Source organism: Pseudomonas mangiferae (assembly GCF_007109405.1).
GTDB lineage: Bacteria > Pseudomonadota > Gammaproteobacteria > Pseudomonadales > Pseudomonadaceae > Pseudomonas_T > Pseudomonas_T mangiferae.
Genome location: NZ_VJOY01000001.1, coordinates 391,868 through 416,305 on the forward strand (window position 1 = coordinate 391,868; position 24,438 = coordinate 416,305).

Consider the following 24,438-nt stretch of genomic DNA (forward strand, 5'->3'; position numbering starts at 1 on the left):
CAGCGCCAGGGGGCTGAGCCGCTGTACGAACCGCTCGCCTCGGCTGAGTTTCACCGGTTCGCCCCGCTCCGATGCCGGCTCGGCCAGGATCTGCGCCGCTACGGCCCGAAGGTCGGGCGAAGCCAGGTCGTGCGGATCGAGATCGAGGGTCCGCAGCCGCATGCGGTAATCCCCCTGGGCCAGGGCGAATGCCAGGCCGACCAGACCGGCCCCCAGCGGGTTGGCGACCCGGGGTTCGCCCGGGAATGGCTGGCGGCCCAGGGTCAGCAGGAAGCAGTCCACGCCGGCGTCGGGCGCTACATGCGCATGCAGCGCCTTGAACAGCCTCAGCACGGGCAGTTCGTGCACGGCCAGGCTGTCCGCCAGGGTGGAAAGGTCGAACGTGTCCCGGGGCGCCGGGCCGATGATCACCACCTGTACGAGCGCGCCGGCCGACGCGAGTATACGCGCGAAGCCCTCGGCATCGTCATGGCCGCATCGCCAGTGGCCAGGAGCAACCTCAGCGGTGGCGCCCGGGGCGCAGTCCACCCGTACCAGGGCGTTCCGCTCGCCCAGGTGACTGGCCAATGCCTCTTGCAGGCGGGCGCTGTCAGCACCGGGCGCCAGAGTCACCAGCAACGTCGCGCCAGGTCGGGCGGGCGCTTCGGGGGCGACAGTTGCCTGGGCCTGCCAGTGCGGCAGGTAGCAGCAGTCGCTCGGTTCGGCATCGTCCGAGGGTCGGGCGGTCGGTGCCACGTCGGCCTGCTCGCCGGGAGCGGCCGGCTGCGCCAGGCCGGGCATCCAGTAGCGATGGCGCGCGAAAGGGTAGCCCGGCAGGCCGATCCGCCTCGGCTGGCGTTGATCGCGCTCGGCCATGTACAGGCTCGACCAATCGATCGCGGCGCCCCGGACCCAGGCGTATGCCAGCCGATCCCACTGGCGCTGTGCGAGCCACTGGGCGACCTGCTCTGGCGAAGTCTCCGCGGACGTTGCCTCGGCGAACGGATCGACCTTGCCCTGGAAGGCTCCGGCGAGGGATTCACCGGAACGCCAGCCGTTCAGCTTTCTGCGCAGGTCCGCCAGCGAGGTGACCGGAATGGCCAGGCGCGAGGCCATGGCTTCGCGCCCGACCTGCAGGGTGAAGGCCAGGTCGTCCAGCTCGATTCGCGATGCCTCGTCGCTGTCCAGGAAGGTACCGAGGCGCTCGACCGCCGCGCCCAGGCGCTCCTCGTCCCTGGCCGACAGCAGCACCAGCCAGGGGCCGTTGCCGGCAGGGCGCGGCGGCTCTGCCGCGGAGTACTCCTCGACCACCAGCGACGCATTGGCGCCACCGGCGCCGAAGGACGAGATCGTGGCAACCCGGGTCTGCCCGCGGGCCTCCCAGGGGGCCAGCCGTTGCTGGACCCGGAACGGCGTGCGGGAGAAATCGATGCCCGGGTTGGCCTGGGCGGCATGCAGGGAGGGCGCCAGTTGACGATGCTGCAGTTGCAGGAGGACCTTGCTCAAGCCGGCGATGCCGGCGGCGCTCTCGCAATGGCCGATGTTGCTCTTCACCGAGCCGATGGCGCACAACGCCTGGGGATCGCGGGCTTCGAACGCGCGGCTCAGGCCGCTGATCTCGATGGGGTCGCCCAGGGCGGTGCCGGTGCCATGGGTCTCGACGTAGCTGACGCGGTCCGCGTCGATCCCGGCACGCGCCAGAGCCTTTTCCAGGACGCGCTGCTGGGCGCCGGCACTGGGCACCGTGTAGCCGTTGGTCTTGCCGCCGGCGTTCAGCGCACCGCCGCGGATCACCCCGTAGATCCGGTCGCCATCGGCAATCGCCCGGTCGAGGGGCTTGAGCAGCACCGCCCCTACCCCTTCGCCGTCGACGAAGCCGTCGGCGCCCTCGCCGAAGGGGCTGCACCGCCCGCTCGGCGACAGCATCATCATTTCGCACAGGCCTAGGTAGTGCTGCGGGTTGGTTATCAGGTTGACGCCCCCGGCGATCGCCAGCTGGCAGCCGCCATTGAGCAGGCTTTCCACCGCCAGGTGCAGCGCCGTCAAGGACGAGGAGCAGGCACTGTCCACGCCGAAGCTGGGCCCCTGCAGGTCCAGTTGGTAGGACACGCGGTTGGCGATGGACCAGTAGGTGCTGACCGGGTTGTAGCTGCCATTCATCACCCCGACGAACACCCCGACGTCGCCCTGCCGATGCAGGCACGATGGGTCGTAGCCGGCATCCTCGATGCAGTGGTAGGCGACCTCCAGGAATACGCGCTCCTGCGGGTCCATCCGCTCCGCCTCGCGCCGAGAGATGCGGAAGAACGCCGGATCGAACCGATCGATGTCCGGCAGGAAGCCGCCCCAGCGGGTGTACAGGTGGCCAGCCTTGCCTTTCTCCGGGTCGTAGTAGCGCCGCCAATCCCAGCGTTCGAGAGGAATCTCGCCGATGGTACAGGCACCGGTGGAGAGGTTTTCCCAGAAGGCGCTCATGGAGGCGGCTCCCGGGTAGCGGCCATCCAGGCCGATGATGGCGACCCCGCGCCGCTCGCTTGGCACTGACCCATCGGCTTTCTTCCGGCCGGCTTGGAGAATGGGAGCGTCGTTCCCCTGTGCCACCGGTGCCGGCTCCCCCTGGGACGGGCCCGAGTCACGGAGCGGTGCAACAGGCTCCGCGCCAGCTGCCGGGCTCAGCAACGCCTCGAGCTCGACCTGCCGGTGCTGGAGGAAATGCTCGGTGAGCGCGGCCAGGGTCGGCAGTTCGAAGAACAGTGCGCTGTCCACAGCCTCGAAGCGCTCGTTGAAGGCATTGGTCAGCCGCACCACCAGGATCGAGTCGAGCCCGTAATCCTCCAGCGGACGCGCCGCGCTGAGCTTTTCCAGCGGAATCTTCAGGGTCGAGGCCACCAGCGTTCGCAGGTAGTCGGTGACCCGCTGTCGCCAGCCATCGGTGCATTCGACGACGGGCGTCGCCTCTGCAGCGTCGGCAGCGGGCGTTTCGGCCGGGGCGGTCATGGGCGGGCGGCGGGCTGCTGGCTGGCGCACGATGCCATCGCTTTCGGCGAGGATGACCTGCTGGCCCAGGTCATGGGCGTCCCGGGCCGGGAACAGCACCGGGTCGAAGCCTTCCTGTTCCAGGACCGCCTGCCACCCGGCGGGCGACAGGCCGGGGCAGCCGGGAATGCGCAAGGCGCCGTCACGATAGCCCCACCAGTCCTCCAGCAGGCCGAAGCTGAGGTGGGTGAACAGGGATGCCTCGCTGATCTCGTTGAGCATCAGCAGCCCGCCCTTGCGCAGGGCGGCCTTGGCATTGCGCAGGGACTGGCGGATCTCCGGGGTCGCGTGCAGGACGTTGTTGGCCAGTACCAGGTGGTAGTGATCGGTGGCGACGCCCTGCTCCGCGCAGGGTCGGGAAACATCGAACAGCCGTGTCCGCAGGAAGGGGTTGTCGCGGCCGAAGGTGTCCGCTCCGTGCTGCAGGAAGGCCTGGGACAGGTCGGTGTAGCCGTATTCGCCGATTCGATCGCGCCACGGCGCCAGGGCCGCCAGCAGGCCCGCGGTGGCGCCGCCGGTGCCAGCGCCGATCTCCAGGATACGCAGCGGCTCGGCCTCGTCGGGGCGGCTCTCGATGAAGGCCAGGGCCGCCTCGGTCAGCACCCGGTTGAAGTAGTCCGATACCCGGTTGTTCTTGTACACCCCCTCCACCAGGGCCATGGAACCACCGGGGAACAGCACGCGGGTCGCCGGCTGCTCGCCGGTCAGGACACCGGGCAGGCCTTTCAGGCAGGCATCCAGCAAGCGGGCCCGGGCAGCCAGGTCGGCACGCTCGCGCCAGACCGGCAGGCAGGCCTGCCACTGGCTCCAGGCGGCCTCGGCGTCCACCGGCCCCACCGTCGCCACGTACTTCAGGCTTTCCGCCAGCCAGGCCTGTAGGTAGGCCGGCGCGGCCAGGCGGCCGGCATCACCGGGCTGGTCCAGCCCCAGTGCGCGCAACTGCACCGCCAGCAGGCAGCGGGCCTGACCGTCGAGGTCGGCCGCCAGGGATTCGGAGGGTTGATTGGCCTCTGTCAGCATGTTTCCTACTTCCTTGTGGCGCAGCTGCCCGGCTGGGGCATGGGGTTCGATGCGGTAGGCCATGGCGTCACACCAGTGCCGCCAGACGGCGGTCCAGGCGCTCGCGCATCGCGGCAAGGCCGCCATGGCTGTCCGGGTAGAGCGTGAGGTGATCGTCGCCCAGCAGAATGGCCAGGCTGTCGGGCGCGCCGGCCTCGTCAGGCACCACGACCTTCAGCAAGGCCAATTGGTCCAGGCGGCCCTGCAGCAACCTATCCAGTGCCTGCATGGCTTCCTCCGGTTCGATGGAGCCCAGGCCCAGGGCGCGCATCCGCTGGCGGTAGCGGTCGTCGCTCACCGACCCGACGCTGCCCCAGTAGCCCCAGTTGATGACTTTCACCGGGCAAGGCCAGTCGGCCCTGAGGCGGTCGGCGAAGGCGTCGGCGAAGGTACAGCCGGCGGCATAGTTGCTCTGCCCGGCTGCCGTGCTGAAGGCCATCATCGAGGAGAAGAACAGCACGAAGTCCAGCGACGCGGCATCGTCCCGGAAGGTGGTGGCCAGGGCCACGGAGGTGGCCACCTTGGCGTCCAGGACGCGGCTGAAGGTCGACGCCTGCATGGCGGCCAACCCCTGGTCCTCGAGCACGATGGCCGAGTGGACCAGCCCGGAAATGCGACCGAAGCGATCCAGGACCTGTTGCCGCACGGCGCCCAGTTGCGCCGCGTCGGTGGCATCCGCCTGGAGGTACACCGGCGCCGGGGCGCCCTGGCTCAGGCTGAAGGCGGTGAAGGCGTCCAGGCGTGCCTCCAGGTCCTGCTCGAGCGGGCGCCTGCCGACCCAGACGATGCGCGCCCGGTGCCGGGCCACGACATGCCGGCTCCAGGCAGCGCCGATGCCGCCCGCGCCGCCAATCACCAGGTAGACGCCGCCGTCGCGGTAGGTGGGCGCAGCAGCGTCCGGGGCCTGAGCGGCGACCTCGGCCAGTTGCCGGCGCCACCATTGCCCGCCGCGCCAGGCCAGCAGTTCGCCGGACGCCACGGCATCGAACGGCGCCTGGTGCAAGGCGGCCAGCTGCTCATCGGCCAGATCCGCGAGGCACACCTGCCAGTGCGGGTACTCCTTGGCCAGGGAGCCGGCCAGCCCGTGGACCGAGGCATGAGTCGGCCGGCAGGTGTCACCGGGCCGGACCGCCACGGCCTGTCCCGTGACCAGCAGCAGGCGCACCGGATGGCGCCCGTGATGCAGGTGCAGCAGCGCCTTGATCAGGTGGAACGCGCCCAGCGCCCCGAATCGCTGGGAGGCGACGCTGGGGTTGGCTTCGAGGGGCGCGTCATCGTCCGTCGGGGCCAGCCAGACCACCTCGGCGAGCGCCTCGCAGGCGTCGAGTTCGGCCAGGCAATCGGCTTCCGAAGCCACCGGAGTCCGTGCGAAACGCGCGTCCGGCCAGAGGCGGGCGAGCGCTTCGCGCCGCTCGGGGGTAGCGCCGAACACCAGGCGGACACCCTGGCGAATGGGTTGCCCGGCCCCTGCCCCGTCCACCACCGACCAGAGCGGCGCCAGCAGCTGCAGCGATTCGCCGGGGACCGGCGAGCGGTCGCTGGGGCGCTCCGCCTTTGCCGTGGCGCGCGAGGCCAGCGCTCGGGAGGCGAGGCCGGAGAACCGCGCGCAGACCCGGCCTTCCTCGTCGCACAGGTCGATGGCCAGCCGGTCGGCGGTGCGCCCGCGTACCAGGGCCCACATCCGGCCGCTGCACGGCGCGGTCAGCTCCAGGCGCTCCAGGGCGAATGGCATGAGCAACGGCGGCAGCGAGGTCACGCCTTCGTCGAGTGGCAACACGACGCCGATGGCCGCCTGCAGCGCGCTGTCGACGATCCCCGGCTCCAGCCACAGCGCGGTATCCGGTTCGCCGGTCGGCAGGTGGTCCAGCACCAGCTCCGCCAGCACCTCGCGCTGGCCATGCCGCTCCGCGACCCACAGCCGGCGGATGCCCCGGTGGGTCTTGCCATAGACGAGCCCCAACCGCTCGAACCGGGAGTACAGCGCCGCGTCGTCCAGGCACATCGCCCAGTGACGCCCACGCCAGTGGGCCAGGTCCACGGGCTCCGGCTCCTTCTCCAGGCCGAGGCTCACCCTGGCCTGGCAATGGAGTACGGCGTATGGGTCGTCGCCCTGCACCTGCACGGCGATCCCTGCGTCCTGGCGCTGCAACTCCACGGCGAGGCGATGGGAGCCGGCCTCGACCGCCAGCGGGGCCAGCCAGTTGAGGCGTTCCATTACCAACGGGGCCCCGTGAACTCCGGTCGCCGCGCAGGCGGCTGCCCGGATCATCTCCAGGTAGGCTGCGCCCGGCAGCATCCGCCGACCACCGACCTGATGGTCGCGCAGCCAAGGCTCCTCACCCGTGAACTCACTGATGAACCGCTGCCGGTCGAAGCCGGAGACGTTCTGCTGCAGAAGCGGATGCACCGGCCGGGGGAGTGAGGGCACAAGCCGCGAACCGGTGGGTGCCCAGTAGCGCTGGGTGGCGAAGGGGTAGGTCGGCAGGCTGATTCGCTGCGCCGGTCGACCACGCGAGGCCTGCAGGGCCGTCCAATCGATGGCCAGGCCCTCACTCCAGAGCTCCAGAATCTGCCGTTGCCGGCCGTCCGCCAGCAGGTTGGCCAGACGCGCGTGCCAGGCGTCGCCGGCATCCGCCTTGAAGCGTTCCACGCGCTCGCTGGCGATGCCGGCCTCACCCCGGACCCAAACGCTTTCGTCGCCCTCGGCGAGTGCCCGCAAGGCCTCCTTCAGCTCGTCCTCGTCCTGGACGATGCACGCCGCACGGTGCTCCATCGCTTCGCGGCCGACCTGCAGGGTGTAGGCAACGGCAGCCAGGCTGTCGCCAGCCTCGGGTCTCGCCAGGCGGGCCAGCAGCCGACGGGCCATGAGCGGCAGGCGATCGGGGTCGCGGGCCGACAGCAGGATCAGTTGCGGCTCCGCATCGTCCGCAGGCTGGTGGGTCACCCGGTAGTCCTCCACCACCAGATGGCCGTTGGAACCGCCGGCACCGAAGGACGAGATGCCCGCTATGCGCGGCACGGCCCGGCCATCCTGGAGAGGCTGAGGCCAAGGCCGCAGGCGACGGTTGACCTCGAACGGCGTCGACGCGAAATCGATGTAGGGATTGAGGGTTTCGGCGTGCAGCGACGGCGCGATCTCGCCATGCCTGAACTGCAGCAGCACCTTGGTCAGGCCGGCGATGCCGGCCGCCGCCTCGCAGTGGCCGATGTTGGATTTCACCGAGCCGATCCAGCATGGCTCGCCGGTCCGGGCAGAGCCGAAGGCACTGGCCAGCCCGGCGATTTCGATGGGATCGCCCAGACGCGTGCCGGTGCCGTGGGCTTCGATGTAGCTGACCCGGGCCGGCGCCACGCCGGCCTCGCGCAAGGCATTGCCGATGGCCGCCTGTTGCGCGCGGGGGTTCGGCACGCTGTAGCCGGTGCTCTTGCCCCCGTGGTTCAGGTGACTGCCCTTGATCACGCCATAGATGTGATCGCCGTCGCGCTCGGCGTCCGCGAGTCGCTTGAGGATCACCGCGCCAACCCCTTCGCCCGGGATGTAGCCATCGCCACCCTCGCCGAAGCTGGCGCAATGGCCCTGGTTGGAAATGAACTGGCCGCTGCTGAGCATCAGGTACTTGTTGGGATGCAGGGTCAGGTTCACCCCGCCCGCGATGGCCATGACGGTGCGGCCCGAACGCAGGTCCTGGCAGGCCAGGTGCAGGGCGGTCAGGGAGCTCGAACACATCGAGTCGACCGACAGACTGGGGCCCTGCAGGTTGAGGCAGAACGACACCCGGTTGGCGATGCTGGCGTTGCTCCCGGCGAACCCCATGCGCTGCCCGCGCAGGCTCGCCTCGGCGCCCAGCAACTGATATTCGGCGTACATCACGCCCACGTAGACGCCCACCTGGCGCGACTCGTCGTCGGCCGCGTGTCCCGGCCGACGGCAGTAGCCGGCGTCCTCCAGGGCGGCCCAGGCGGTCTGCAGGAACAGCCGCTCCTGGGGGTCGATCAGTTCGGCTTCCAGGGGCGAGATGTTGAAGAACAGCGGATCGAACCCATCGATTCCGTCGAGGAAACCGCCCCGTTTGCTGTTGTGGACACCGTGCCGGGTACGATCCTCGCTGTAGTAGTCACGCCAGTCCCAGCGCTCGGCCGGCACGTCGCCGATGCAATCGCGCCCTTCCCGCAGGTTCTGCCAGAACGCGTCCAGGTCCTCGGCACCGGGGTAGCGACCCGCCAGGCCGACGATGGCCACGTCGGCCCGTTCATGGACCGGTTGCTCTACCTGGGCCTTCGTTTCGAACAGGCGCTGTTGCCGAACCGGGGCTGCCGATACGACGGGCGTCTTCGACGCCGGGGCCGGGGCCGCCTCCACCGTCGGGCGGGCAACAGCCTCGCGTGCCAAGTGCTCGGCCAAGCGGCGCAGGCTGGACTGCTCGAACAGCAGCGTCGGCGGCAAAGCGCCCGTCCGCCTTTCCAGGCGGCGTGTCAGCTCCAGCGCCTTCAGCGAATCCAGGCCGTACCGCTCGAAGCATTGGTCATCGTCCAGGGACGCAGGCGGAACCTCCAGCGCCTCCGCCAGGGTCTCGCGCAGCCATGCGAGCAACGCCGGATCGGCACCCGCCTCTTCGACCGGGCGTTCGGTGCGGCTGGCCAGGTGCTCCGCCAGGGCTTGCAAGGTCGGGTACTCGTAGAACAGCGTTTTCGGCAACGTGCCGAAACGCTTCTCCAAGGCCGCCGTCATGTCCATGATCATCAGCGAATCGACGCCGTACTGCTCGAACGGCACGTCGGCATCGAGCCGGCTCTCGGCGATTTTCACCGCGCCCGCCAGCAGCCGGCGCAACAGCACCGGGAGTGCCTCGTCGGGCGCCAAGGACGGCGCGGAAACAGCGTCGCCCGTTTCGCCGGCAAGCAGCGCCACGAGTCGATCCGTCTGCCCCACCAGCACCATCAGCTGATCGTCGTCCTGCTCCAGGGCCTGGTACAGCGCACCCAGGCCGACGGCGGTGGTCATCGCCTCGAGGCCGGTGCGCTCCGCCAGCACCCGTCGAGCCGACTCGCTCATGCGCATGCCGCCTTCCAGCCACAGTGGCCAGTTGATCGCCACGGTGCGGCCCTGCCGCGACCCCGTCGCCACCAGGCGATTGCGCTGGTGGGCGAATGCATCCAGGTAGCCGTTGGCCGCGGCGTAGTCCGCCTGCCCGACGTTGCCCAGTTCGCTGGCGATGGACGAGCAGAGCACGAAGAAGTCCAGCGGCTGGCTTGCGCAGGCCCGGTCCAGGTGCCTTGCCCCCGCGACCTTGGCGGCGAACACCGCCTCGAAATCGACAGCGGTCTTGTCCAGCAACAGGCCATCGCGGGTGATTCCGGCGCAATGCAGGATGCCATGCAGGCCACCATGGTCGGCCTGGATCGAGGCGATCAGAGCGTCCACCTGAGCGGCATCGGCCAGGTCCACCGCGTGGTAGTCGACCCGCCCGCCCAACGCTGCGCAGGTCGCGGCCACGTCCGGGGCAGCCGCCTCGCGCCGGCCACAGAGCACCACCCGGGCATCGGCAGCGCCCTCGAGGATGGCGCGCGCCAGCAGCAGGCCGACGCCGCCAAGGCCGCCGGTGATCAGGTAGACCCCGTCGGTCCGCCAGGGCGTCGGGGCATCGGCCAGGGGCTGGTGCTCCCAGACCATGACCTGCCGCAGATTGCCTTCGGCTTCGCCGAGGACGCGTACGCAGCGCTCGCGCGGGACGGCGGCTTCCGCCGCCAGGCAAGCGTCCAGAGGGGCCTCGCCCAGATCCGTGGCGATCTCCACGAGCTGGGCGACCAGGGCGGGCCGCTCGCGGCTGACGCTGCGCAGCAGGCCGGCCAGCCCGGCGTAACCCTGTGGATCGTCCAGGGGAATGACCAACTGGATCAGGCAGGGCTGGCCGGCACGCACCCACGGGGCTAGCCGTTCGGCGAGGGCCAGGGCCGCCGCCGGGAAGCCCTCGTCAACCAGGGAATGGCTGGCTTCGCCTCGATCATGCAGGCGCTGTGCAACACCGGCGAAAGCCGGGTGGCCACCAAGCAGCAGCACCAGGCGTGGCACCGGGCTGGCCAGGGCCAGCGGTGCAGCGGCCGCTTGCCATCGCTTGTGGCACAGCAGGCCGTTTGCAGCGGCCCCGGGCCGGACCGAGGCCTTGAACGCCAGTCCGTCCAGACGGGCACAGCAGCGCCCCGCCTCGTCGAACAGGATCAGGTCGAAGCGTGCCCGATCCCTGTCCTGGGCGCGACGCTCGATCCGGACTCGTAAGGCAGATGGGCAAGGGCCGTACCACACGCTATTGGCAAGGCGCTCGGGCAGCCACAGCGCCGGCTGCTCGCCCAGGTCATCCATCAGCAAGGCCATGGCCGCCTGCATGGCGGCGTCGATCGGGCCTGGCGGAAGCACCGACTGCTCCCCCGCCTGCGCATCGCTCAGGTCGATCCGGGCCAGCACAGCGGTATCGCGCCGCCACAGGGCGCGGACACCCCGGTGACCGTCGCCATAGGCGATACCCATGGCGGCGAACCGCGCGTAACAGGCCTCCACGTCAACGGACTCGGCACCCTGGATCTCGAAAGGCGGCGAGGCAAGCGGTGGCACATCGGTGAAGCCGGCGCGCGCCTCGGCATGCAGGCATAGGTGCCCACCGGTGCCATATGAGTACAGCCCCACCCGGAAGTCGTCATCGGTCGAGGGCGCCAGTTCCAGGAACAGCTCGCCCTGGTTGTCGTCGTCGACGCTGAACGGCAGCCGCCAGGTCAGCTCGTGGATCACCAGGGCCTTCGCGTCGGGACCGAACGCGCCCGGCGCATGCTCGCCCCCGGCCTGGACCAGGGCCGCCTGGATCAGGCCGATGACCGCCGCCCCCGGCAGGACACCACGGCCTTCGACCCGATGATCGGTGAAGAACGGCTCGCGGCCACTGAACCGGCTGAGGTAACGCAGGCCCCGCAGATCGGACACGTTACGGTGCAGCAGCGGATGCAGCCGGGCCTCGACCGTCGCGCTCGGCGTCGTCGGTCGATCAGGGTGCCAGTAGCGCTCGCGGGCGAAAGGATAGGCCGGCAGGTCCAGGGGGACCGGCGCGCCCTGCGGGTACAGCAACTGCCAAGGGAGTACCGCGCCGTCCAGCCAGGCGTCCAGCAGCCGGGGGTATTCCCCACGCGATATCCAGTCGGCGACTACCTGCTCGTCCAGGGCAGCCCGTGGCTGGCGGATCTCCCGTACCGGCTGGTCGAGGGTGGCCCGCAGGCGAGCCTTCAGCTCGTCCATCGAAGCCGCCAGCACCCCCAGCCGGTGGCTCATGGCCTCCCGCCCCAGTTGCAGGGTACAGGCCAGGGCCGGCAGGTCGGCGTCACCCAGGCCATCGGCGTCCACGGCATCCAGAAGACGGCGCACCTGCTGGCGCACCTGCTGGTCGGACTTGGCCGACAGCGGGACGATCACCGGCCGCTGGGCGTCGACCACGATGGCCGGCCGGTCGCGGCGGTCCCGGTACTCCTCGATCACCACGTGGGCGTTGGCGCCGCCCGCGCCGAAGGACGATACGGTGGCGATCCGCCCGCCCTCCCCGTTTCCGCTGGGCGCCGGCCAGTCGGCGAGGACCTGCTGCACGACGAAGGGGGTCCGGGCGAAATCGATTTCCGGATTGGGTTCCCCGGCATGCAGCGATGGCACCAGGCGCCGGTGCTTCAGCTGCAGCAGCACCTTGGTGACACCGGCGATGCCGGCGGCGCTTTCGCAATGACCGATATTGGACTTGATCGAACCGATGGCGCAGGACTGCCTGGGCGGCGGTTCGCTGCCGGCGTCGAACGCCCGGGCCAGCCCGGCGATTTCCAGCGGGTCGCCGAGGGCGGTCCCGGTACCATGGGCCTCCACGTAGCCGACCGCTCGCGGGTCGACGCCGGCGCGGGCCAGGGAGTCGGCGACGAGCCGGCCTTGGGCCACCGGGTTGGGCACGGTGTAGCCGTTGGTCTTGCCCCCGGCGTTGATCATGCTGCCGCGGATAACCCCGTAGATCCGATCCCCGTCAGCCTCGGCGCGGGCCAGGGGTTTGAGCAGCAACGCACCGACGCCCTCGCCGTCGACGAAACCATCGGCTTCGCGGCCGAACGCCTTACAGGCCGGTCCCGGCGACAGCATTTTCATTTCGCTCAGGCCCATGTAATGGACCGGGTCCACCACCAGGTTCACCCCACCCACCAGGGCGCATTCGCTGACCCCGCTGTGCAGGCTCTCCAGGGCCAGGTGAATGGCCGTGAGGGATGACGAGCAGGCGGTATCCACCGCCAGACTCGGCCCCTGGAAATTGAATTGGTAGGACACCCGGTTGGCTACCGACCAGTAGCTGGACTGGCGCGCGTAGGTGCCGTTCATGACGCCGACGAAGACCCCTACCCGGCTGCCCTCGGCAAGACGCGCCGGGGTGTAGCCGGCGTCGCCGATGCAGTGGTAGGCCTGCTCCAGGAACACCCGCTCCTGGGGGTCCATTTTCTCCGCCTCGCGCGGGGCAATGTGGAAGAACAGCGGATCGAAGGCATCGATGTCCCGCAGGAACCCACCCCAGCGGGTGTAGATACGGCCCGCGCGTCCTGGTGTCTGGTCGAAATAGGCACGCCAGTCCCAGCGCTCCGCCGGGACCTCGCCGATGCAGCTTTCGCCGCGCTCCAGGCGCTGCCAGAGTTCGCGAACCGTATCCGCCTGGGCATACCGCCCCGCGAGGCCGATGATCGCGACGTCGGTGTCCCGGACCGATGGGCTGTCCGGCGTGTGCGCCGGCGCCATGCTCGTGAAACGATGGGTGCCCAGGTCCACGGGCGCTTCGGCGGCCAGCGCGGTGATCGGCGCGGCCGTCTCCGCTGGGGAACCCAGGCCCAGCAGGGCCTGCAGCCGCTCCGGCTGGGTCGCGGCCAGGTGCGTGGCCAGGGCCTCCACGGTCTGGTGTTCGAAGAACAGGGTGCTGCTGATGTCCGCCAGCTTGCCGCGCAGCAGGTTGGTCAGTTGCACCACCAGGATCGAATCGATGCCGTAGGTTTCCAGGGGCTCGTGGGCGTCGATCTCGTCGGGACGGATCTTGAAGAGGCCGCCGATCACCTCGCGCAGGTAGTCCACGGTCCGCGCCTTCATCGCCTGTGGAGGAGCGACGGTCGGCTGAGCGGGCGCCGCCGCGATGGCAACGGCGGGTGGCAGGGTCCGGGCCGGCGCCGCGGCCAGGACACGAGGAGCCAACCGCACCGGCGCCTCCTCGGCCGGGGCTCGCTGCCAGATCATCCCGTCGCTCTCGGCCACCACGATCTGCTGACCCAGGTCGTGCTCGGACAGGGCCGGGAACCAGACCTGCCGGAAGCCTTCGCGCTCCAGCGCCCGCTTCCAGTGCTTCGGAGCCAGAGCCGGCCCGCCGGGCAGGCGCAGTTCGCGATCCTCGAACAGCCACCACCCCGTGAGCAGACCGAAGGTCAGGTGAGTGAACAGGCCGTTGCGGCCGATTTCGTTGATCAGCACCAGGCCGTTGCGCATCAGCGCCGCCTTGGCGTTGCGCAGGGTGAGGCGCAGGTCGGCGGTCGCGTGCAGGACGTTGGTAGCGATCACCAGGTCGTAGGCACCGCTGGCGATACCCTGCTCCGCCAACGGGCGGTTCACGTCGAACAGCTGGTAGCGCAGGTAGGGGTTGTCGGCGCCATAGGCCTGCCGGGCATGGCTCAGGAACGCCTGGGACAGGTCGGTGTAGCAATACTCGGCGATCCGCGCCTGGTAGGGCCGCAGGCGATCGAACGCCCGGGCGCTGGTACCGCCGGTACCCGCACCGATTTCCAGGATGCGGATCGAGGCATCCGGCTCACGCGTCAGGCGTTCCTCGACGAAAGCCTGCAGCACATCGAGCAGCGCGTCGTTGAAGAAATCGGATACCGGATTGCGCTGGTAGATGCCTTCCACCCGGGCCATGGACGACTCGGGGAACAGGATATCGGTAGCCGCCAACCGGCCCAGGAGGATGTCCGGCAAGACCCGCAGGGTCGCCTCGGCGAGCAGCGCCTCGGCCTTCAGCCCCGGCTGCTCCAGCCAGGCCGGCCTGTGGGCGTCCCACTCGCGCCAGAGCGGCTCCACCGCCGGCGTGCGAACGTTCACCAGCCGGCAGGCGCCGGAATCGTCGCGCTGCCGCTGCAAGTGCCCTCGCTGGACCAGTTCGTCGAGGCTGGCGTCCAACCAACGCTCGTAGCGCGGCGCCACGCCCAGGCGCTGCATCAGTTCCGCCAGGGTTTCGTACCTCTCGCCGAAACCGCCCAGGCCCTGGAGTTGGGCATGGAGCAGACGGCCCTGCAGGTCCTCGAAGGCCGTTCTGTGAGACTCCATCCGCCGTACGGCCTCGCGAACAGCATGGCTGTCCGTCGCCGGCCGGCTTTTCAGCTGGGGGAGCACCGAGGGAGCGGCCTCCGCCAGGCTCTCGCCATACTCGCCGAACGGTCCATCCGGATGCGTCGGCAGGGCCAGTTTCTCGAAGGTCTCGCGCAGGCGACCCGCGCCGCGCAGGAACGTCACCTGCGCCAGTGGGCGGGCCAGCAGTGTCTCCAGGGCCGCCATGGCCGGTTCGCTCTGGATCGAGCCCAGGCCCACCGCCGCCATGCGTCGCCGATAGTCATCCCCGGCGACCGATCCTACGTCCCCCCAGTATCCCCAGTTGATCACCTTGACCGGATACGCGAGTCGCTGGGCGAGGTAGCGGCCGAATGCATTCTTGAACGTGCAGCCGGCGGCATAGTTGCTCTGCCCGGCCGACTTGGTGAAGCACTGCAGCGAGGAGAAGAACAGCATGAAATCCAGGGGCCGATGCTGGAACAGCTCGCCCAGGCGTACGCAGGTGTCCACCTTGGCCGCCAGTCCGGCCGCGAAACGCGCTTCGTCCATGCGTGCCAGGCTCTGGTCCTGCAGCTGCAGCGCGGCGTGCACCACGCCATGGATGGCGCCGTACTCCGCCAGTACCTGTTCCACCGCCTGGCGCAAGTCCGCGTGCACGGTGGCGTCGGCACGCAGGTAGCGTGGCGATGGTCCGAGCCGGCCAAGCTGCTCGATCGCTGCGTCGATCCCGGCATCGCGCTCACGGCGACCCAGCCAGATCACCTGGGCGCCGCAGGCGCGGATCAGGTGCTCGCTGAAAACCCTGCCGATGCCGCCGGCACCACCGACCACCAAGTAGATGCCGCCCTGGCGATAGGACGTGGTGCCTTGCCCTTCGAGAATGCCGGGCGCCGGCAGCGGCTGCCAGGGCGTCAGGCAGGGGCGATACCAGACGCCCTCGCGGTATGCCAGGGCATTACCCTGGGGGTCCGCAGGCAGCGATACCAGGTCATGCGCCGGCCATTCCTCCCCGGCCGGCAGGTCCAGCAGGCGGACCGGCCAATGGGGATATTCCTTGGCCATTGCCCCCACCAGACCCTGGAGACTGGCGTGGCTCGGCGCCATCGGTTCCGACTGGGCCTGATGAAGACGCTCCACCTCGCCGAAGACCGCCACCGTGGCGCGGGTGACGACCGTCCAGGCCAGCGGTCGGCGGTCCCACCCGTCTGCCTGCAGGGCCTTGAGCAAACGGAACAGACCCAGGGTGCCGGCCTGCTGCGCCTGGATCATGCCGTCCAGTGCGTCCGCCGCGGAGGCGGCGGGAGCCAGCCACACCAGGTGATCGAAGGGACCCGTGGCCCGCAGGCGGTCGATGAGGCACTCGATGGACTCGTGCCCTTCCAGGCGCAACGTGGCGGCACCCGGGTAACGGGCCTTCAGGGCGGCCTCGCCATGGGCGTCGCTGGAGATCAGCAACAGCGATGGGGCTGGCGAAGGCGCCGGCCGCGGTAGCACCACCCGGTTCCAGCGCTCCACAAGGAAGCCGTGGCGGTCGGGACGATCATCCAGCAGCGCCCGGAACGAGGCCGGTCGTTTCATCGCGCGCAGGGCGAATCCCCGCAGGGCAACGCACACCTGCCCCTGTGCATCGAACAGATCGAGATCGAAGCGGGGCTGCGCCGCATCCTCGTCGCCCGCGCCGCGGCGCACCCAGGCCCACGCCAGCGCCCCCAGGGTTCCGCCGCCCAAGTGCAGGCTTTCCAGGGCGAAGGGCACCCAGGTCTCCCGCACACGGGGGGTCTCGTCCTGCGCAAGGGACGCCGCCGCCAGCACCCCCACGGTGGCTTGCAGCGCGCCATCCATCAGGCTCGGATGAAGGACGAACCGGTGCGGCTCGGCGTGGCGCTCGTCAGGCAACTCGATGTGCGCCAACACCTGGCCTTCGCTGACCCTCAGTTCCCGTACCGTTCGATGCCAAGGGCCGTAGTGGATGCCCATGCCTTCGAACAGCTCGTACAACACCTCGGCCTCGAGGGTGCGGGTGCCGATGGTCGCCTGCAGCGCGGACAACGGTGTCGTCGCGGCATCCGCCTGGCCCAGCAGCACCGCTTCGCCCTGGCAGCAGAGGACCTGGTGCGCCCGCTCGACGATCTCGAAGGCCAGCCGCTGACCGTCAAGGCGGTCGACCTGTACATCCACGGCGACGGCTTCGTCGCCCTGTTCCTCGAGCCCCACCGGCTGCGCCCACACCACGTTGCGCAGGCTCGGAACACCGTCTCGGGCCTGCTCGCCGAGGGCGAGCACCAAGGCCTCGCGAGCCATCTCAAGGTACGCGACCCCCGGCAGCAGCTTGCGGGTGCCGACCCGATGGTCCCGCAGGAAGAATTCGTCGCCGGTGAATACCGAGGTGAATTTCTGCCGGGAAAGGTCAGACACGTTGCGCTGGACCAAGGGGTGCAGCCAGGCCGCCTCGTCGCGCGCGCCCACGGACCGGGACGCACCGGAGACCCACACCCGCTCGCGGGCGAAGGGATAGCCGGGCAGGCTGATCCGTCGGGCGCTCTCGCCGGGGACGCCCAGCGCCGCCCAATCGAGGGTCAGCCCCCGGACCCATACGTCCATGAGTTTGGCGTACTTGCCCTTCTCGGCCCACGCGGCGAGCGTCGCCGCCATGTCCTCGTCGTTGAACAGCCCGGTGAGGGCCGTTCGGTTGTCCTTCGTCCGGCCAACGAACAGCCCCTCATGGGCGCCGGGCTGCGGATCATCCGTCGCCAGGGCTTCCAGGGCCAGGGCGAGCTTCGCCAGCAGTTCCTCCCACGAGCTGATGGTGAACGCCAGGCGATGGTCCATGGCCTCCCGACCCCGTTGCAGGGTGAATGCCAGGTCATCCAGGCGCGGCGGTGAGCCCTCTTCCGCCGTGCGCAGGAGAAACCGCTGGACTTGCTCGACCCGCTGGCGCAGTTGGGGTCGGGTGCGTGCCGAGAGCGGGATGATCAGGGTCTGGCCGAGCCGCTCCGGAACGCGCTCCGGGCCGCGGTATTCGGCGATGATGACATGACCGTTGGACCCGCCTGACCCGAACGACGATACCGAGGCCACCCGCGGGTACTCCCGCAGCGTACCCTCCAGGTCCAGCATGGGTCTTGGCCAGGCCTGGAGTCGCTGGGGCACGTGGAACGGCGTCTCGGCGAAGGCGATGCCCGGGTTGAGCCGGTGCGAATGCAGCGACGGTGCCCACTGGCCATGCCGAAGCTGCAGCAGCACCTTGGCGATCCCGGCGATGCCGGCCGCGGATTCCAGGTGTCCGATATTCGACTTCACCGATCCCACGGCGCACGTCTGCGGGCCGGCGCCCGGGTGACCGAGCGTCGCGCTGCGGCGGGCGAAGCCCGACTGCAGGCCGGCGATCTCGATGGGGTCGCCCAGGGCGGTACCGGTGCCATGGGCTTCCACGTAGCTCAACTCCCGCGGGTCCATGTTCGCCTTGTCCAGGGAGGCGGCGATCATCGCCCCCTGGGCATTGGGGCTCGGCACGGTGTAGCCATGGGTCTTGCCGTTGTGATTCACCGAGGTGGCACGGATCACCCCATGGATCTGGTCGCCATCCGCCTCGGCCCGGGACAGGGGCTTGAGCAGCACCGCGCCCACGCCCTCGCCGGGAACGAAACCGTCGCCGCCTTCACCGAAGCTGCGGCAACGCCCATCGGACGAAGACATGGTCAGCTGCGATTGGATGAAGTACTTGTTGGGGTGCAACGACAGGTTGACCCCGCCTGCCAGCGCCAATTGGCACTCGCCACGACGAAGGCTCTCCACGGCGAGGTGCAACGCGGTCAGGGACGAGGAACAGATGGTGTCCACGGCCATGCTCGGGCCTTTGCAGTCCAGGACATAGGACACCCGATTGGCGATGGAGCCGAAGGACGCGTCCACCGCATCGTCGGTACAGTCGGCGGCCGTGGAGCGGGTGTAGAGCAGGTACTCGCCGTGCATCACACCGACGAACACGCCCATCTCGCCCTGGTAATGGCGCTGCAGGCCCGAGCGGTCGTACCCGGCGTCTTCCAGGGTCTGCCAGGCGGTTTCCAGGAAGATTCGCTCCTGGGGGTCCATCCGCTCGGCGTCACGGGGGGAAATGTTGAAGAACAGCGGATCGAAGCAGTCGGCGTGGTCGATGAAACCGCCCCACTTGCTGGTGATCTTGCCCTTTTCGCCCCGCTCGCGGCTGTAGTACGGACGGTGGGGCCAGCGTTCGAGTGGGATCTCCCGAATACTGTCGACCCCCTGGCTCAGGTTGGCCCAGAACGTCTCCAGGTCCGGCGCGCCGGGAAAGCGGCCGGACAGGCCGATGATGGCGATCGGCTCGTCATGGGCCTGCCGCCCACTCGGGACCGGGGCCTGCGCGCGTCTATCCGTGGCAGGGGCCGGTGCTGCGGGAGCCCGTGCCGGCAGATCGAGCAGCACCCGGCCGCGCGATCCATGGGTCCCGGCAAGATAGCCCGCCAGGGCCGCCAGGCTCTGGTACTCGAAGAACAGCGTGCTGGGGAGCGCACCGAAGTCCGCCGCCAGACGCTGGTTGAGGGCGGTGATCATCAGCGAGGTCAGGCCATAGCGGTCGAAGGTTTCCTCGCTGTCCAGGCTGGTCTCGGGAATGGCTGAAACCTGGGCGAATTGCCGACGCAAATAGCCCTCCAGCGCCTGCTGCAGTTCCTCGTCCCGGAAGGTGGGCAGCGGGAGCGGCTGTTCGGGGGCAGCCTGGTTCGCGGGGTGGCAATCCACCTGGGCGAAGGGATAAGGGGTCAGCGCGACCCGCCGCTGCCCCTGCCGGGCGACGGTGGACAGGTCGGCTTGCCCACTAACCCAGCGATTCGCGATCACCCGCAGGGCGGGACGGTCCAGGCCATGCAGGCGCTCTTCGCCGGATTCCGCCGGTGCGTCTGGCCCGAGGCGGCCGCGAACCACGTCGAGCGACGCGTCGTCCCGCGCGCTCAGGTGCGCCAGCAGTTCGTCACGCCCCGCTGCCACCACCGCCAGGCGATGCCCCATGACCACCCGACCAACGCAGAGGGTATACGCCATGTCAGCCAGGGTGGCGTCTTCGAAGCCTCCCGTGCGCAGCGCCTCGGCGAAATCCGCCACCAACCGACGCAGTTGCTCGTCACTGGCCGCCGAGAACGGGAACAGCCACGGACCCGCCTGCTCCACCGTGGCATCCGCTTCTGGCGGCGCCTCGAGGATCGCATGGCCGCCGGAGCCGCTGGCGCCGAATGCATTGATCAAGGCGCGCGGCGCGCCCTGCCACGGGGAGGGCCGGTCGACGATGGCCAGCGCGCCCGCCGCGTCGATCATCGGGCTGAGGGGCTGGCACCCGAGGGTGGGAGCGAGCTGCCCGTGCTTCAGCTGGAACAGCACCTTGGTGATCTGCGACAGCGCCGACGCCGACTCGAGATGGCCGATGTTGGCCTTGATCGAGCCCACCGACAGCGGCGGCCCTTGGCGCCCCTCGCCGAACACCTGGGCAAGGGCGCTGAATTCCGCTGCATCCGCCAGGCTCGCGCCCGGTGCGGCGGCCTCGACATGACCGATGTCGTCGGCGGACAGCCCCGCCTGCGCCAGGACCCTGCGCATGGAATCGGCCTGGCTGTCGGCGCTGGGTGCGCCATAGCGAAACGTTTGGCCACCGTGACCGATCGAAGTGGCCCGGACGATGCCGAGGACCGTATCGCCATCGCGCCGAGCATCTTCAAGAGGCCTGAGCAGCAGCGCGCCCACGCCCTCCCCGGCGACCCACCCCTTGGCCTGCAGGCCGAACGGATGGGCCTCGCCCTCTTCGGAGAGCAACGCCAGGGACGACAGCAGCTCCAGGTGGGCCGGATGGCTGATCAGGTTGACCCCGCCGACGATCGCTGCGCCGCATTCACCCTGGCGAATGCTGCTGCAGGCGAAATGCAGTGCGGTCATCGTCGAGGAGCAGGAGGTGTCGATGGCGACACTGGGGCCGTTGAAATCGTTGAAGAACGACACCCGGTTGGCGATGGCGGAATGGAACGAAGTGGTCCGCCCGCCGTCGGCGGCGGGCTGGTGGTGCTGGTGATCGCCCCACATGGCTCCGACGAATACCCCGACCCGACCGGCCTGGTGCCGCAGGCTCGCGGCGGTGTACCCGGCGTTCTCCAGACAGTGCCAGACCGCCTGGAGGAAAAGACGCTCCTGGGGGTCCAGGGTCCTGGCTTCCGCCGGGGTGATCCGGAACAGCAACGGGTCGAACAGCTGGGCGCCGGACAATGCGCCCACCCGCCACTGACGCGAGTCGTCGCCCAGGCCATGGCCACGGAGCAGGTCCTCGGCGCTCACCGTCTCGATGGCCGATCGACCGGCATGGAGGTTCTGCCACAACGCATCGGGCGTGGCCGCCCCGGGGTAGCGACCGCTGAGGCCGACGATGGCGAGCGCCTGCTCGCCGGGTGCATGGCTCGCATCCGGCTCACGGGAGCGACCCGGCTCGAGCCGCGGCCATCCGGCGGGTAGCGCCTGGGCCACCGCGCCACCGACGAAGCTGTGGATCAGCTCATCGCCCTCGTCCAGCCCGAATGCCGTGCGAATCCTGTCGAAATACAGCGAGCCGATGGGACATAGGCCGAGGCCGAACTCGGCCTGCTTCTCCAGGAGCAACTGGCCGATCCGACCCGCCTGCAGCAGGCACGCATGGCGGCCGGCCGCTTCGCGAACAGCCGCCGCCTCCGCCACCAGGAAGACCTGCAGCCGCGCCAGGTTGGCGTGCTTGCGGTTGAAGGGCGTATAGCTGTGGCCGATCGCCGTCGGGTCGGCCGGGCCCACCTCGAGCAGGCAATGCTGCACGGCATCGTAGCGATAGAGAGCACCCGGTACATCGCGCCCGTTCGGCTCGTCACGAACCCCCTGCTCGACGATATACAGGTAGGCGGTCAACCGTGCCCTGGTGTCGTCCAGATACAGGTGCTCGCCTTCCGGACCGGCCCGTAGCAGGTTCAGCAGGCGGCTCACCTGGTCCAGCCGGACCGGCCCGTCTCGGTACTGTCGCTTGGCGGCCCGCAGCTTCAGGGCAGCATCGGGAATGGGTGCGGCAGGCAGCGCGACCACGCCATCGCCCTGCTCCGGCAGGTCGCGACGTATCTGGCGCTGCGCTTCGTGGAGCTGCACCAGCTCCTCGCGGCTCGGCAATTCGAACCCCTCGTTACGCCCTCCCAGGAAGTCGGCGAGGGCGACATCGAAACGAGGCGATCGCGCCGCAGTCCCCGCGGGGTCGCCACCTTCCACCAGACAACGCACCACCTGATGGCTCGTCTGCAACGCGAACAGCGCCACGAGCGCGGCGGTGTCCACCGCCTGCGCCGGGGCCATCCGGATCTGGAAATCGGCCTGGCGGGACAGCAGCAACTGTTCGATGTAGCCCGCCTCCAATACCAGCAGGGACGGCGCGGCCTGATTGTAGAGGGGCACGATGGCAGCGGTTTCCGCCACCAGGGCCAGGAGGAAGCCCGCTCCACCCGGGGGCATGGTGCCTTTCGAGGCAAGCACTTCGGCGCCCGGCCCGACGGGCACGTGCACCGGCAGCAGGCGATTCAGCCGGGGCTGATAGTAGTACGCACCGCCGGGAAGGCCCTCAACACGGCCTTCCGCCACGTACAGGTAGCACTGGACGGCGTTGAGACCGCCGGCGGAGGAGTACAGGTACTTGCCTTGTCCATCCAGCGTCACCTCCCGCAGCAACGAGAGCAGACACCCCAGTCGGTCGAGGGTCGCCGGCAACCCCGTGCCAGGTCGACGGTAGGCGGTGGGCTCGAAGCGCACCTCATCCAGAGCGATGGTCGACGCTGTCGCCGGCTGACAGCCCGGAGACACCTGCGCAGGAGCCGCACCCGCCTCGGCTGAAGGGTGCGCGCTTCCTGCGTCCAGGATGCGCGCGGCGATGGCACCGACGGTGGGCTGCTGGAGGAACACGTCGATGGGCAGGGTGACCTGGTAGCGCTGCTGGATACTGTGGACCGCCTGTACCAGGGTGAAGGAGGTGGCACCCCGGTCGAACAGGTCGTCGTCGGCAGCCAGTGCCTCGCCGCCCAGCGCTTCGCTGAAATAAGCCTGCAGCCACGCGGTCAGGGACGGAGCGTCCAGTGCCGATGGCGACGCGGGCGGCGGCTGAATGGGCTCCCCGGCCAGCAGTGCCTTGCGGTCCGCCTTGCCATGGGCCGTGACCGGTACCTGGTCGATGAACGTGACCAGGTTCGGCGTCATGTACTCCGGCAGGCGCTCCTGGACGAAGGCTCGCACGGTTTTTCGGTCCAGCCCTTCGGCCACCACGAAGGCCACCAGCTTGGGGTCCTCGGTACCGGCGTCCTTGACCAGTACGACCGCATCTTCGATAGCTGGGTGGGCCTTGAGGGTGCTTTCGATCTCGCCCAGCTCGATGCGAAATCCGCGCAATTTCACCTGGGAGTCGAAACGTCCCAGTACCTCGATCTCGCCGTCAGCGAGAAAGCGTGCCTCGTCGCCGGTTCGGTAAAGCCGCGCGCCCGCCTCTGGGGAGAACGGATCACGGATGAATTTCTCGGCGGTCAGCTCGGGCCGGTTGAGGTAGCCGCGCGCGAGGCCGACGCCGCCGATGCAGAGCTCGCCGGTCTGCCCCAGGGGTACGGGCCGGGCCTGCTCATCGAGGATGTGGATCTGCAGGTTGTCGATGGGCCGGCCGATGGGCACGACACCATCCGGGCGGGGCTCGGCCCGCCAGCAGGTGACGTCCACCGCAGCCTCGGTGGGGCCGTACAGGTTGTGCAGCTCGGCCGTCAGGCGCTGGCGAAAATGCAACAACAGGTCATGGGTCAGGGCCTCGCCGCTGACGAAGACCTTGCGCAGCGTGCCGCATGCGGAAACCTCGGGGTGCTTGAGGAAAAAGCGCAGCATCGAGGGGACGAAGTGGCAGACGGTGACCCGCTCGGCCTGGATCGTCTGAACCAGGTACTGGGTGTCCTTGTGGCCCTCCGGGCGGGCCATGACCAGGCAGGCCCCGCTCAGCAGGGGCAGAAACAGTTCCCACACCGACACATCGAAGGTGAACGGCGTTTTCTGCAGGATGCGGTCTTCACCGCCGATGGCGTAGTGACGCTGCATCCACAGCAAGCGGTTGCAAATGGCCCGGTGGGGCACCATGCACCCCTTGGGACGTCCGGTGGACCCCGAGGTGTAGATGACATAGGCCAGGTGGTCGGGGCCGGCGAGCGGTACGGGATCGTTCTCGTGCGCCGACAGGTCCTGGCCGTCGGAAGAATCGAGGCAGAGTACCTCGCCATCGAAGTCCGACAGCCGCTGGCGAAACCGCTCCTGGGTCAGCACCACGGTCACGGAGGCGTCATCGAGGATCAGTGCCAGGCGTTCAGCGGGATAAGCGGGATCGAGGGGCAGGTAGGTGCCGCCCGCCTTCAAAATCCCCAGGAGCGCTACCACGAGCTCCGGGGAGCGCTCCATCTGGACGCCCACCAGGCAATCCGGGCCGATCCCAAGTTCGCGCAGGTAGTGCGCCAGCCGATTGGCCTTTCGGTTCAGCGCGTCGAATGACAGGGCGCGGTTCTCGAACCGGATCGCGATCGCATCCGGGCTCCGTTGCACCTGGGTCTCGATGAGCCGGGCCAGGGTGATGTCCAGCGGATACGGGTGATCGGTAGCGTTCCAGCTCGCGATGAGCTCGCGCTCGGAGGCCGAGGCTACGGTCCCTTTCTCTTCAAGTCGGAACGGCTTGTCTTGATACGCTGAATCTTTGTCAGACACTTTAACCATCCCTGCCCTGTGATTGTCGGTCCTGCGGACCTACGCTTCCGTGTCATTCCCGAAAAACCAGCACGGTCGTTCACCGTGGGGTTCTCAACGCCTCTTCGCGGCAGGCTTAATTATCAAGTTTTTTCTCATGGAGCAAATCCAGATGCTGAAATGAACGAGTTCCCTTGAAAAAAACTTTTTTCATTCCAGAAAAAACTACCTGATTAACGGTTTTC

2 protein-coding genes (1 of these 2 running past the window's edge) are annotated in these 24,438 nt (G+C 69.1%); both read right to left on the reverse strand.

Going from position 1 to position 24,438, the window contains the following annotated elements; translation table 11 throughout:
* On the reverse strand, positions 1-4,035 hold the beginning of the coding sequence (locus FM069_RS01550; protein ID WP_143486427.1) for an SDR family NAD(P)-dependent oxidoreductase. It extends 11,226 nt beyond the left edge of the window; 4,035 of the gene's 15,261 nt are visible here — the first part of the coding sequence; its start codon is at positions 4,033-4,035; its stop codon lies off the left edge, out of view.
* Positions 4,036-4,102: 67 nt separating this feature from the next.
* Entirely contained in the window at positions 4,103-24,214 is a 20,112-nt protein-coding gene (locus tag FM069_RS01555; protein WP_233281958.1) for an amino acid adenylation domain-containing protein, read from the reverse strand.
* Between the last annotated feature and the right edge of the window lie 224 nt (positions 24,215-24,438).